General features: G+C 68.8%; 7 protein-coding genes. 2 read left to right on the top strand and 5 right to left on the bottom strand.

Going from position 1 to position 13,316, the window contains the following annotated elements; translation table 11 throughout:
* Positions 1-116 precede the first annotated feature (116 nt).
* Both murJ and ABH940_RS01400 read right to left on the bottom strand, forming a co-directional pair.
* Entirely contained in the window at positions 117-2,582 is a 2,466-nt protein-coding gene (gene murJ, locus ABH940_RS01405; protein ID WP_370103984.1) for a murein biosynthesis integral membrane protein MurJ, read from the bottom strand.
* A gap of 88 nt (positions 2,583-2,670) precedes the next feature.
* Positions 2,671-4,992, bottom strand: coding sequence for a DUF6049 family protein (locus ABH940_RS01400; RefSeq protein ID WP_370065062.1), 2,322 nt, complete (start codon positions 4,990-4,992; stop codon positions 2,671-2,673).
* A gap of 284 nt (positions 4,993-5,276) precedes the next feature.
* Between ABH940_RS01400 and ABH940_RS01395 the strand changes: the two genes are divergently transcribed.
* Positions 5,277-6,740 carry a CCA tRNA nucleotidyltransferase gene (locus ABH940_RS01395; RefSeq protein ID WP_370065524.1) on the top strand — a complete coding sequence of 488 codons (1,464 nt, stop codon included), beginning with the start codon at positions 5,277-5,279 and terminating at the stop codon, positions 6,738-6,740.
* Here ABH940_RS01395 and ABH940_RS01390 read toward each other — a convergent pair.
* The 3 genes from ABH940_RS01390 to ABH940_RS01380 all read right to left on the bottom strand — a co-directional run bounded on the left by ABH940_RS01390 (position 6,709) and on the right by ABH940_RS01380 (position 10,184).
* Positions 6,709-8,058, bottom strand: a complete 1,350-nt coding sequence (locus ABH940_RS01390) for an MFS transporter (protein ID WP_370065064.1) — start codon at positions 8,056-8,058, stop codon at positions 6,709-6,711. The two genes, ABH940_RS01395 and ABH940_RS01390, sit on opposite strands and share 32 nt — an antisense overlap.
* Before the next feature lie 165 nt (positions 8,059-8,223).
* On the bottom strand, positions 8,224-9,306 hold the full coding sequence (locus ABH940_RS01385) for an inositol-3-phosphate synthase (RefSeq protein ID WP_370065066.1): 1,083 nt from the start codon (positions 9,304-9,306) through the stop codon (positions 8,224-8,226).
* A gap of 209 nt (positions 9,307-9,515) precedes the next feature.
* Complete coding sequence (locus ABH940_RS01380; RefSeq protein WP_370065068.1) at positions 9,516-10,184, bottom strand: helix-turn-helix transcriptional regulator; 669 nt, start codon at positions 10,182-10,184, stop codon at positions 9,516-9,518.
* Positions 10,185-10,664: 480 nt separating this feature from the next.
* Between ABH940_RS01380 and ABH940_RS01375 the strand changes: the two genes are divergently transcribed.
* The gene (locus ABH940_RS01375; protein WP_370065070.1) at positions 10,665-13,304 is read left to right on the top strand and encodes a transglycosylase domain-containing protein; all 2,640 of its coding nucleotides are present in this window, start codon (positions 10,665-10,667) and stop codon (positions 13,302-13,304) included.
* The last annotated feature ends 12 nt before the right edge of the window (positions 13,305-13,316 follow it).

Genomic DNA, 13,316 nt, shown 5'->3' with positions numbered 1-13,316 from the left:
CGCGTGGCCCGTGATGAGGTTCCGGGCCCACGGTCAATTGTGCCAACTCGCCCGCCCAGGTACGACCGCCGGAGGGGATTGTTGGTTGCCCGGCAGGGTCGATTTCAGGTCTCCCGTCAACGTCCGATTTTCGCTCGAACCATGCCGAGCAGCGAGTTGAGTTCCTCGATCCGCATCCGCTGCGCGATCACCACGAAAAGTCCCAATTGGACAACGCCGCCCACGGCGACCGCGGCCAGGCCGCCGACCCGGCCCGATCCCAGGGCCTGCAGGACGGCCATACAGAGCGCGGCGCCCGCGATGGCGGGCACGATGCTCGCACCGACCAGTCGGGCGTACGTGCGCTTGATCCGGGCCCCGTCCAGGTCGCCGATGCGGCGGCGCAGTCGGGGGACGGCCACCAGCAGCCCGACCACGTAGGCGACGCCGTAGATGAACGCCATGCCGGTGACCGCCCAGGCAGCGGGCAGGGCGACGTAGCAGATGGCGGAGAGCAGCGCCTGGCTGACGGCCACCCAGACGGTGTTGTAGAACGGCGTCCTGGTGTCCTCGTAGGCGTAGAAACCGCGCAGCAGCACGTACTGGGCGGAGTACGGAATCAGGCCGAGCGCAAAGGCCGAGACCATGTACCCGATCGAGACCTCGCCGTAGATCACCGCACCGATCGCGGGGCCGAGGGCCAGGAAGGCGAAGGCGGCCGGGACGATCGCCACGGCGGAGGTGCGCAGGCCGTAGGAGATGTCGTCGCGGACGGCGGTGCCGTCACCGTCGGCAGCGGCGCGGGAGATCCGCGGCAGCACCGCGCTCATGATCGAGACGGTGATCACTGCCTGCGGCAGCTGCCAGATCAGCAGCGCGTTCTGGTAGGCGACCAGGCCCTTGCCCGCGTCGTGCGAGGCGTCACCGGCGGCGGTGGCCAGCTGGGTGACGACCAGGAAGCCGACCTGGTTGGCCAGCACGAAGAGGAAGGTCCACTTGGCCAGCTTGGCGGCGTGGCCCAGACCGTGACCGCGCCAGTCGAAGCGCGGACGGAACCGCAGACCCGCCTTGCGCAGGTACGGCAGCATCGCGAGGGACTGGACCACTAGACCGAGGAGGGTGCCGATGCCGAGCAGGCGGACGCCTGCGGAGGGGATGGTGTCGGTGTTCATCTGGGTGCTGGACCAAGGCCCGTAGACCCAGAGGAACATGCCGAAGGTGAAGATGATGACGATGTTGTTGAGGACCGGGGTCCACATCATCGGGCCGAACTTGCCGCGCGCGTTGAGGATCTGGCCCATCACCACGTGCACGCCCATGAAGAAGATGGTGGGCAGGCAGTAGCGGGTCAGCGCCACGGTGACGCTGGCAGAGGACGCCGAGTCGGTCATCGCGGTGTTGGAGACCATCCGCACCAGCAGCGGCGCGGCCAGCACGGCGATCAGGACGACGAAGCCGAGACCGACGATGATCAGCGTCAGCAGCCGGTTGGCATAGGACTCGCCCTCGTCCTCGTCGTTCTTCATGCTGCGGACCAGCTGCGGCACGAAGACCGCGTTGAGCGCGCCGCCGCCGACGAGGATGTAGAGCATGGTCGGCAGCGTGTTGGCGACGCTGTAGCGGTCGCCGAGAGCGGCGGTGCCGATGGCCGCGGCGATGATCATCGTCCGCAGGAAGCCGGTGGCACGGGAGACCAGGGTGCCGGCCGCCATGATCGCGCTGGAGCTGAGGACGCTGGCGACCTTGCCCTTGGGCGCGGCCTGGCCGCCGTCCTCCGCCTGCTCGTCCGTGCCGCCGGTACCGTCCTGGCCGCGCTCGCGGCCGGGGAGGTCGGCGGGGATCAGCAGCGGGATGGTGCTGGTGGTCTCCGCGACGGCGTCGCCGCCCGCCTCGCCGTAGAGGCTCGGGCCGCTGTCGCGGAAGAGGAAGTCGTAGTTCTGGTCCGGCCGCTGCTGCTGGTGTTGCTGCTGCTCCTGCTGGGCCTGCTCGTGCGCCTGCTGGCGTCTGCCCGCGCCGCTGATCAGCTCGTCAACGCCGACGTACGGCTGCTGTGGCTGCTGCTGCGGCTGGTTCGGGTCGACGTAGGCCTGGCTGAAGCCCTGCGGCGGGTAGGGCTGGCCCTGGTAGTGAGGTTGGCCCGGGTACGGGGGCTGGCCAGGGTAGGGAGGCTGCGCCTGGCCGGGGTACGGCTGCTGGCCCTGGAACGGTTGCTGACCTTGGAACTGCTGGCCCTCGAACTGTTGGCCCTGGAACTGCTGATCCGGATACGGCTGCCCAGGCTGGGGCTGCCCGGGGTACAGCTGCTGGCCCTGCGGCGCGCCGCCGTATCCGGGCTCCTGCGGGTAGGGCGCCTGCTGCGGGTATCCGCCCGCACCGGCGTGCCCGTCGGCGGCTGGGTAGCCCTGCGCGGGGTGGCCCTGAGCGTCCTGCGCCGGGTAACCCTGCGCCGGGTAGCCCTCCGGAACGTAACCCTCGGCGGTGTAGCCGTCGGTCGCGTAGGCGTCCGTCGCGTATGGGTCGTGGGCATAGGTCTGATCCAGGTACGGATCAGGCGCGTGCCCGCCCGGGCCCTGCGGGGTCCTGCCGTCGCGCGGCGCGCTCATGAGTCTCTCTCCGGATCGTCACGTTCCGTTGGCCCGAAAAGGCCCGTCAACCGTTTTACCGAATGCCTAGCCTCTCATCTGAGGGACGCTACTCGGCGTTCTCCGGCTCCGGGCCCTCGGACGAGGCGGCAGCGAGTGCCGCGTTCTTCTTCCGCTTCCAGTAGAGCCGCAGACCGGCGAGTACCAGCAGCAACCCGCCGCTGGCGATGACCGCGATCACTCCGGTGGAGACCGAGGTCACATTGACCTGGAAGGTCATGAAGTCGAACGGCGCGTCGGGATTCTGGGCGGTGGACAGCTCCGCCTTCATGTCGACGGTCCCGTTGGCGAGCGCGGTGACACGGAACCGGTAGGTGGTCTTGGTGCGGCCTCCGGCGACGGTGACGTCCTGCACCGGGTCCGAGTCGATACGCAGACGCGGCGACTGCTCGACGATCAGGCGCAGCTGCATCTTGCTCACCGTCTGCTCCAGGTCGTTCTCCACGCTGACGGCGACCGTCGCGGAGGAGTTGTCGCCCGGCACCACCACGTCGGTGATCTTGGGGATCAGCCGGACCGAGTCCTGCAGGGTACCCAGATAGCCGCCCATGTTCGCCCGGTAGCTGTCACCGGCGGCGGGATTGTCGCGCCAGGCGGTGGAGACCGAGCGGACCATCGCCGCGCTGAACGGGTCGCGGAGCCGGTCCGGGCGGGTCAGGATCTGCTGCAGCTGGGAAAGCTGCCCCTGGAACGTGCTGAGGTCGTTGATGGTGGAGCCGCTGAGCTCGCTGCCGCGCGCCGAGGACGGGTAGGCGTGCGGCGCCGGCACCGAGGTGTTGGCACCCGGGGTGGCGCCGGCGTTGACGACGTCGTCGAGGTTGACGCTCTGCACCCACTTGCCGCCCTGGGCCTCGCTCAGCGCCTTGACCAGCGTCTGCGCGGTCGCCGTGGACATCTCCCGCGGCGGCTGGACGAGCACGTCCCGCTGCTGGTCCGGACGCTCGAGGGTGATCTCCAGCGTCTCGGCGAGGAACCGCTGGGTGGCCGCGGTCTGCTCGCTCTGCGTGGACAGGTCGCCGGAGAAGATGTCGGTCAGCTGGTTGTCGGCGACCACCGCGGTCATGCCGTCGCCCATCGGGCGGGCCGCGTTGGGCGTGAAGTTGAGGTTGCCGCTGTCCGGCATGCTCGCGCCGTTGACGATGACCTTGTCCGCGCCCATCGACTTGGCCAGCGAGGCGACGGAGGTGTCCACATAACCCTGGTAGGGCCAGGCCACGTCGTGCTCGGCGTCCACCTGCAGCCGGTCCAGGCCCAGGGACGTGTTGGCGAGCGGGAGCAGCGCGCTGAGCTGCTGGCGGCCGGTGCTGCTGTGCGCGAGGGAGGCCAGGTCCGGGTCGGCATAGGGCAGGGAGACCACCTCGGGCTTGCCGGCCGCGAGCGCCTGCTGCATGGCGGTGAGCCAGGCCTTGGCGGCGTCCTGGCCGCTGCCCTTCCGGACGCAGTTGCAGGTGGCGTTGGCGCCGCCCGTGTCGCCGCCGGTGAGGACCTGGTAGTCGTTCGTCATCGCGTAGACGGTGTCGATGAGGTCCGGGTTGACCACCCAGGTCAGGTGCAGGTTCGCGTTCTGCGTGCCGATCGAGGCGAGCTGGCCCAGGCGGCCGTCGGGGCCGAGCGAGGTGGCCAGATCGTTCGTGAGGACCGGCTGCTCGACGCCGTTGCTGTCGACGTAGGTCTGCGCCTGGATCGTCGGCGCGTCCGTCACCGGCCAGAGCGTCGCGACCTGGGTGGGCTTGGCGGTGTCGCTGGAGGGGTGGACCGGCAGGAAGGTGCGGGTGATGCCCAGCGGCAGGGTGCCGAGGGCGGCGCCGTTCGCGTTCTGTGCGTCCACGCCGACGGAGTAGACGCCGTCGGGGCTGGAGCCGAGCTGGAGCTTGCTGATCGGGACCTTGAGCGAGAACGAGGCGCTCGCGCCGGGGGCCAGCGTGCCGATCTGGTCCTGCAGGCTCGGGTCGTCGATCTCGCTCGGGTCGCTCTGCTGCGGGCCGCCCGCGGAGGCGATCGACTCGATGTCGGAACGGCTGGACATCTGCCTGCCGTAGGTGACGCCGACGTGCAGGCCGTTGACGGCGCCCGCGGCGCGGTTGGTGACGACGCCGCTGAGCGTCACGTCGCCGTCGGGCGCGGGCGCGGCCGGGCTGACGGTGTTCAGGGTCACCTGCACCGAGGCGTGCGCGTCAGCCGGTGCGTCGTCCGCCGCCTGCGGCGCGCGGGCGGCGGACTGCGTGAAGGTGGGTACACCGGCCACAGTGACCCGTGGCGCGGCCTGTGCGGCCGGGGCCAGGGTAGGGCCTGCCAGCAGCACCAGACCCGAGGCCAGTGAGAGGCGACTCAGTCGTGCGAGCCGTTGCCGTCGTGGTGAGCGTCGTCGCACCACCCGGCTGTTCCTGGGCGCATCGCTCGCCCGCCACCTCCCCGTCGCCGCCTCGCCCACGCGCCCTCGCCGTCCTGATGTGCTGACCCCAGCTGCCCCGCGCGTTCCGCGCCCTGGCATGGTAACGACGCTGAGCCGTTCGGTGTGCCGGTGGGCAGGACCGGATGGGGGGAAGATCGGATCTGTGGACCGCGTGAGCGTCCTGCGGGTTACTCGCAGCACGGCGGGCCCGTCGGCCCGTACCCTTGTCTGTCGTGTCCAACGCTATGCCGTCCGGCTTCCCCATGCCCGAAACCGCACCCGCTGCACCCGCTGGCTCGCTGAGCGAGCAACAGGCTGAGCGCGTGCGCGAGATCCTGCGCGCCTACCCGGTGGCGGAGGAGCTCGGGCGTCGGTTCCAACAGGCCGGATTCACGTTGGCGCTGGTCGGCGGCTCGGTGCGGGACGCGTTGCTGGGTCGCCTCGGCAACGACCTGGACTTCACCACGGACGCCCGGCCCGAGCAGATCCTCAAGCTGGTCAAGGGCTGGGGCGAGGCTGTCTGGGACGTCGGCATCGCCTTCGGCACCGTCGGGGTGCGCAAGCACGACCTGCAGATCGAGATCACCACCTACCGCTCCGAGCTCTACGACCGGAACTCGCGCAAGCCCGAGGTCTCCTTCGGCGACACCATCGAGGAGGACCTGGTCCGCCGCGACTTCACGGTCAACGCGATGGCGGTGCGGCTGCCGGAGGTCGAGTTCATCGACCCGCACCACGGGCTGTCCGACCTGGCCGAGCGCGTGCTGCGCACCCCGGGCACGCCGGAGGCGTCCTTTTCCGACGATCCGCTGCGGATGCTGCGCGCCGCCCGTTTCGCCGCCCAGCTCGAGTTCGAGGTCGCGCCCGAGGTGGTCACCGCGATGACCGAGATGGCCGACCGCATCGAGATCGTCTCCGCCGAGCGGATCCAGGGCGAACTCAACAAGCTGGTGCTGTCGCAGCACCCGCGCACGGGCCTGACCCTGCTGGTCGACACCGGTCTGGCCGACCGAGTCCTGCCGGAGCTGCCCGCACTACGCCTGGAGCGCGACGAGCACCACCGCCACAAGGACGTCTACGAGCACAGCCTGACCGTGCTGGAGCAGGCCATCGCGCTGGAGGGGACCGGCGAGGGCGACGGAAAGCCGGACCTGACGCTGCGTCTGGCCGCGCTGCTGCACGACATCGGAAAGCCGCGCACCCGCCGCTTCGAGCCGGGCGGGGGCGTTTCCTTCCACCACCACGAGCTGGTCGGCGCGAAGATGACCAAGAAGCGGCTACGGGAGCTCAAGTACTCGAACGAGCTGATCGCGGACGTCTCCCGGCTGGTCGAGCTGCACTTGCGCTTCCACGGCTACGGCAGCGGCGAGTGGACCGACTCGGCGGTGCGCCGCTACGTGCGCGACGCCGGGCCGCTGCTGGACCGGCTGCACAAGCTGACCCGCTCGGACTGCACCACCCGCAACAAGAAGAAGGCGCAGTCGCTCTCCCGCACCTACGACAGCCTGGAGCGGCGCATCGCCGAGCTGAAGGACCGGGAGGAGCTCGACGCCATCCGCCCGGACCTCAACGGCGACCAGATCATGGCGCTGCTCGGCATCAAGCCGGGCCGCGAGGTCGGCGAGGCGTACAAGTTCCTGCTGGAACTGCGGCTGGAGCAGGGCCCGTTGGGCGAGGAGGCGGCGACGGCCGCGCTCAGGCAGTGGTGGACGGAGCGGTCGGCTTAGGCGGGACCGGCGTGGCGCCCGTCCGCCAGGGGCGGGTGCTGCCGTAGCCGACGGCGGCGACGCCGTAGAGCGCCGCCGCCGTCAGCACCACGGTCACCGAGCGCCCGGAGGTCGGCAGCAGCGCCACGCAGAGCGCGGCGGCGGCCACCAGAGCCCCGTTGAAGAGGACGTCGTAGAGCGCGAAGACGCGTCCTCGGTAGGCGTCGTCGACGTTGCTCTGGACGAGGGTGTCGGTGCTGATCTTCGCGGCCTGGGTGAGCAGGCCGAGCGCGTAGGCGGCGACCATGGTCGGCCACGGGGTGAAGAAGAGGCCCAGAGCTGCCGTCACCACCGCCCCCAGGGCGCAGCAGGTGGTCAGCCAGCCCGGCACGGTCAGCCGTTGCCCGGCCCAGGGCGTCAGGGCGGCCGCGGAGAAGTAGCCACCGGCCGAGGCGCCCAGCGCCAGGCCCAGCCAACGCAGGCCCGCGGTCTGGTCGCTGGGCGCGGCGAAGGTGTTGCGGCAGAGCATCAGCAGGAGCACGAGCAGCAGCCCGTAGCAGAACCGGCAGACGGTGATCGCGCCGAGGGCGCGGGCGGCGGGCTTGCCCTCGTGGACCAGGTGGTGGAAGCCGTCGAGCAGTCCGCGGGCGGTGTCGGCGACGGCAGTCCGGACGGTGGTCTCGTGGGCGTGCTCCAGATCGGAGCGTTCCGGGCCGAGCGAGTCCTTGCCCATGGTCGCGGCGACCAGCGCGGAGGAGGCGTAGCCGATCCCGGCCAGACAGACCAGCAGGGCGTTGCTGATCGCGCTGGCCGGCAGGGCCAACCGGACCACGAAGGCCGCGCCGCCACCGAGGGTGGCGGCCAGGGTCCCGGCCGTGGGCGCGAGCGCATTGGCGCCGATCAGCAGCTGCTCGCTGACGACATGCGGCAGCGCGGCGGAGAGGCCGGCCAGTACGAAGCGGTTGACCCCGGTGACCACCAGGGCGGCGGTGAAGAAGACCCAGGTCGGAGCCTGGATCGCGACCAGTGCGCCGGTGGCGAGGCAGCAGACCAGACGCAGCAGGTTGCCGTGGACGAGCACCTGGCGGCGCCGCCACCGGTCGAGCAGTACCCCGGCGAACGGTCCGACCAGGCAGAACGGCATCAGCAGGACGGCGAAGGCGGAGGCGATGGCGGCCGGCGTCGGCTGCCGCTCCGGCGAGAAGACGACAAAGGCCGCCAACGCGGCCTGGAAGACACCGTCGGAGAGCTGGGAGAGCAGTCGCGTGGCCAGCAGTCGGCGGAAGCCGCGGAGCGTGAGCAGCTCACGCAGGGGGGGTTTGCTCGCGGTCGTCGCCACCGGCCAAGCGTGGCACGGTAAGGCGGAGGATTCACGTGAAAACGCGACCAAGATCGCGAAATGTCACACGCGTGACAGTTGGCGATCATGAAAAAGCGCCCAGCAGGCCAGTACGGCCTGCTGGACGCTTCCGTCATGCGTCAGTCAGCGCTCAAAGCTCAGTGCTCAGCGCTCGACGTCGCCGCGGATGAACTTCTCGACGTTCTCCTTGGCCTCGTCGTCGAAGTACTGAACCGGCGGGGACTTCATGAAGTAGGAGGACGCGGAGAGGATCGGGCCACCGATGCCGCGGTCCTTGGCGATCTTCGCGGCGCGCACGGCGTCGATGATGACACCGGCCGAGTTCGGGGAGTCCCAGACCTCGAGCTTGTACTCCAGGTTCAGCGGAACGTCACCGAAGGCGCGGCCCTCAAGGCGGACGTAGGCCCACTTGCGGTCGTCGAGCCACGCGACGTAGTCGGACGGGCCGATGTGGACGTTCTTGGCACCCAGGTCACGGTCGCGGATCTGGGAGGTGACGGCCTGCGTCTTGGAGATCTTCTTGGACTCCAGGCGCTCGCGCTCGAGCATGTTCTTGAAGTCCATGTTGCCGCCGACATTCAGCTGCATGGTGCGCTCGAGGATGACACCGCGGTCCTCGAAGAGCTTCGCCATCACGCGGTGCGTGATGGTGGCGCCCACCTGGGACTTGATGTCGTCACCGACGATCGGGACACCGGCCTCGGTGAACTTGTCCGCCCACTCCTTGGTGCCGGCGATGAAGACCGGGAGGGCGTTGACGAAGGCGACCTTGGCGTCGATGGCGCACTGGGCGTAGAACTTCGCCGCGACCTCGGAACCGACGGGCAGGTAGCAGACCAGGACGTCGACCTGGCGGTCCTTGAGGATCTGGACGACGTCGACCGGCTCCTCGTCGGACTCCTCGATGGTCTCCAGGTAGTACTTGCCGAGGCCGTCGTGCGTGTGGCCGCGCTGCACCTGGATGCCGGTGGAGGGCACGTCGCAGATCTTGATGGTGTTGTTCTCGGACGCGCCGATCGCGTCCGCGAGGTCGAGGCCGACCTTCTTCGCGTCCACGTCGAACGCGGCGACGAACTCGACGTCACGGACGTGGTAGTCACCGAACTGCACGTGCATGAGGCCCGGCACGCGGCTGTTCGGGTCGGCGTCCTTGTAGTACTCGACACCCTGCACCAGCGAGGCGGCGCAGTTGCCCACACCCACGATGGCTACGCGAACCGAACTCATTCCGGTTGCTCCCTGTTGATCGTGAGAGTCGCGCCGGAGCGCGAAGCTCTCTGTCTTCATTCCCTGCGGTACGTCAATTCGTGATGCCGGCAGTCCCCCTGCCACCCGCATGCGCCTTCGGTCTCCTGGTGCGTCGGCGCCGCTTCGTCACGGCGTCGTACAAGACCTCGGTGTGGAACACCTCGGTGGAGAGGCGCGGTTTCAGCGCGTCAGCGCTCCGGGCGGTCGGGGGGACCGGGCGGGGCGTTGCCTGCCGGTCCGAGGCCGTCCGAAATCAGTGGTTCGCCGCCCGGTGGGGCGGCTCCGGGGCCACGGCCGTTGCGGTTGGCGCGCTCGGTCTCGATCAGCTCGTTGAGCCAGCGGACCTCGCGCTCGACCGACTCCAGGCCGTGGCGCTGCAGTTCGAGGGTGTAGGCGTCCAGACGCTCCCTGGTGCGGGCGAGCGATGCCCGCATCCGCTCCAGTCGCTCCTCCAGCCGGTTCCGGCGACCCTCCAGCACGCGCATCCGCACGGCTCTGTCGGTCTGGCCGAAGAAGGCGAAGTGCACGCCGAAGTGCTCGTCCTCCCAGGCGTCCGGGCCGGAGTCGGCCAGCAGCTCCTCGAAGCGCTGCTTGCCCTCGGGCGTCAGCCGGTAGACGATCTTCGACCGCTTGCCGTTGAGCGCGGTGGCCGGGATGTACTCGGCGTCCGGGTTGTCCTCGACCAGGTAGCCCTGGGCCACCAGGCCCTTGAGGCAGGGATAGAGGGTGCCATAGGAGAAGGCGCGGAAGGAACCCAGCAGCACGTTGAGTCGTTTGCGCAGCTCATAGCCGTGCATCGGTGAATCGTGCAGCAGGCCGAGGACGGCGAACTCCAGGATTCCTGAGCGTCTGCTCATGGACGGGCCCGCCTCCCTTCGCTCCGCGTGGTCCGCGTTGTCTGTTGTAACGTCCGTGCGGTCCGACACTCGCAAGTATGCCATTGCGATGTATCGAGCCGATACATCGAAACGATATGCCGCGGCCGTGGCTCGGGCAAGAGGCGGTTCGGTGGCGACGCTCACAGTTGTCAGTTGTGCATAAGGGGCCCGTGGTGACGATGTGACCAAAGCCCGGTGCGAACGGGAGTTTGGCTGCCCTTTGATAAGGATCCGCTGCCGTTTTGCCCGAATTGGTAGCTGACGCCCGGTTAGAGGGCTTCCCGGGCTGCGTACTCTGTCGGCTATGCAGAAAGCCGCCGGGATTTGCGGGAACCAGGGATGCCCCTTCGGCGTCCCCGTCCACGGCGCAGTCTGGTCTCTTCGGCTTGCGCCTTGGGGGATCAGGATCACCGCCTTCAGGCAGTACAGCCTGCAGTCCGAGGAGCAGCTGGAAGCAGCATGAGCGAACATCGGCGCAAACCACCGCAGAACGGTCGCCGCCCCGACGGTCCCACGTCTGCCGGTCGCGGCTCGGTCGGGTCCAACTCCAGTGGCGGCCTGCCGCCGCGCCGGACCACGGCCCGCCCGCAGCCGGGTGGCTCGCCCGGGCAGACCGCGGCCCAGCCGCGGATGACCCGCGCCGAGATGCGCCGTGCCGCGCAGGGCAAGGGCGGCGGCGGAGCCGGAGGCAACGGAGGGCCCGGTCGCGGCTCCCGCGGTGCCGGAAAGCAGCCGCCGAGCGGGCCAAGGCCGAAGCGGCTCATCGACTATCCGCGCTGGGGCAAGAGTGGCGTCCGCCGCTGGCTGCCCTCGTGGAAGCTGGTGCTCAGCACCTTCCTGGTGATCTTCGGCGGTCTGACCGGCGTGGTCGGCTACGCGTACGCGACGGTGAGCATTCCCGACGCCAACGCGGCCAGCAAGCTGCAGGGCAACGTCTTCTACTGGGACAACAAAGACGTCATGGCGACCACCGGTTACAACCGGCAGAACGTGTCGCTGGCCGACGTCCCGCAGGACATCCAGCACGACTTCATGGCCGCCGAGGACGAGACCTTCGAGACCAACAGCGGTGTCGACCCGATGTCCATCCTGCGCGCCGTGCGCAACATGGCGACCGGTGGCAGCGTCCAGTCGGGTTCGACGATCACCCAGCAGTACGTCAAGAACGTCTACCTCAACAGCCAGCAGACCGCCTCCCGCAAGCTCAAGGAAATCCTGATCTCGATAAAGATCGGGAACGGCGGGATGTCCAAGGACCAGGTGCTCGAGGGCTATCTCAACACCAACTACTACGGACGCGGCGCCTACGGCATCGAGGCTGCGGCGGAGGCCTACTACGGCGTCCACGCCAATCAGCTGACCCTCAGTCAGGGCGCCTTCATCGCCGCGACGGTCAACCAGCCGTCCACCTTCCAGAACGTGGACACGGACAAGACGGCGCTCTCCATTGCGACCGGACGTTGGCAGTACGTGCTCAGCCGCATGGTCGTCAACAACTGGATGACCCAGGCCGACGAGCAGGCGGACCTGGCCAAGGGCTTCCCCATGCCACAGATCTGGAAGCACAACCCCGGTCTGACCGGTCAGGTGGGTTACCTGGTCGACCTGGCGACCAACTACGCCGAGACGCACTCGAACGGTCAGCTGACCGACGCCCTGTTGGCGCAGGGTGGCTACAAGATCTACACCACCTTCAACAAGAACGATGTCAACGCGCTCTCGACTTCCGTGCAGAAGATGGAGTCGCAGCACATCAACCCGAAGGAGCGTTCTGCCGACCAGAACGTCCAGGTGGGCGCCGCCTCCGTTGACCCGACCAACGGTGAGATCAAGGCGATCTACGGCGGCGTGGGCATGGACAAGGGCTACTACGTCGACAATGCCAACACTCTTGGTGTTCCGGTCGGTTCGACCTTCAAGCCGATCGACCTCGCTGCGGCGATGACGGACCAAGCGGTCCAGACGCCCAACGGTCCGCGGATGCCGATCACGCCGGACAGCAAGTACAACGCCGACGACTGTCTGAAGATCCACAAGCAGGACGGCACCTGGCTGACGGACAACTCCGGCACCTCGGCCTGTCCCGAGCCGGACGGCCTGCTGCACCAGGCCAACGACAGCACTGACATGCCGGGCTACCAGACGCTCCGGTATGCGATGGAGAACTCCATCAACACGCCGTATGTGCAGTTGGGCGAGGACGTCGGGTACGACAACGTCGAGAAGATGGCGATGAATGTCGGGCTGACCGAGTCCTCGCTGCAGACCGACACGGCGGGCTTCTACATCGGCACCTCGACGCCGAGCGCGATCCGCATGGCCGACGCCTACGCCACCTTCGCTGACCAGGGCATGCAGCACGAACCGGTCTCGGTTCGGTCGGTGACGTACGAAGGAGTCGCGCAGACCTGGGTTCCCGCCGAATCGGCGAAGTTCGCCATGACCCAGCAGGTTGCCAACACCGTCACCAATGTCCTCCAGGACGTGGTCAAGAAGGGCACGGGTACCAACGCGCTGGCGCTGGGTCGTAACGCGGCCGGTAAGACCGGTACCACCGACGACTACAAGTCGGCCTGGTTCATCGGCTACACGCCGCAGCTCTCCACCTCGGTGATGCTGTACAAGGAAGACCCGGTGAAGGGCCAGCTGGAGTCGATGGCCGGCGTCGGTGGCTACCCGAAGGTCTTCGGCGCCGACATGCCGACGCAGGTGTGGACCGACTACATGTCGGCTGCGCTGAACGGTCAGCCGGACGCGCAGTTCCCGACGCCTCAGCCCTTCACGCAGCCGGGTTCCAACGAGCCGGGCATGCCCGCGCCCAGCCCAACCGCGCAGCCCACTCCGACGGCCACGGTGACCGCGTCGCCGAGCAACACCGCGACCGCCAACCCGTCCGGCCAGCCGAGCGACACCTCGTCGCCCTCCTCGAGCAGCTCGACGTGCTCGCTGGCGGACATCTTCGCGGGCACCTGCAACACCAGCAGCCCGAGCGGTGGCCCGTCGTCCTCGGGGGGCAACCCGTCACCGACGGGTCGCCACCACGGCGGTAACCCCTCCGGTCCGGCGACAGCAGGAACCAACAGCGTTCCGGGCGGCTGACGGAGCTGATCC

Origin of the sequence: Streptacidiphilus sp. BW17 (assembly GCF_041262485.1) — a bacterium.
Lineage (GTDB): Bacteria > Actinomycetota > Actinomycetes > Streptomycetales > Streptomycetaceae > Streptacidiphilus.
Note: the sequence above shows the minus strand (reverse complement) of the source record. Positions and strands in the feature narration are given on the sequence as shown.

What these genes read in the sequence shown, in the direction of transcription:
- murJ (WP_370103984.1), bottom strand. Translation starts at nt 2,582, where the DNA reads ATGAGCGCGCCGCGCGACGGCAGGACCCCGCAGGGCCCGGGCGGGCAC.
- ABH940_RS01395 (WP_370065524.1), top strand. Translation starts at nt 5,277, where the DNA reads ATGCCCGAAACCGCACCCGCTGCACCCGCTGGCTCGCTGAGCGAGCAA.
- ABH940_RS01385 (WP_370065066.1), bottom strand. Translation starts at nt 9,306, where the DNA reads ATGAGTTCGGTTCGCGTAGCCATCGTGGGTGTGGGCAACTGCGCCGCC.
- ABH940_RS01380 (WP_370065068.1), bottom strand. Translation starts at nt 10,184, where the DNA reads ATGAGCAGACGCTCAGGAATCCTGGAGTTCGCCGTCCTCGGCCTGCTG.
- ABH940_RS01375 (WP_370065070.1), top strand. Translation starts at nt 10,665, where the DNA reads ATGAGCGAACATCGGCGCAAACCACCGCAGAACGGTCGCCGCCCCGAC.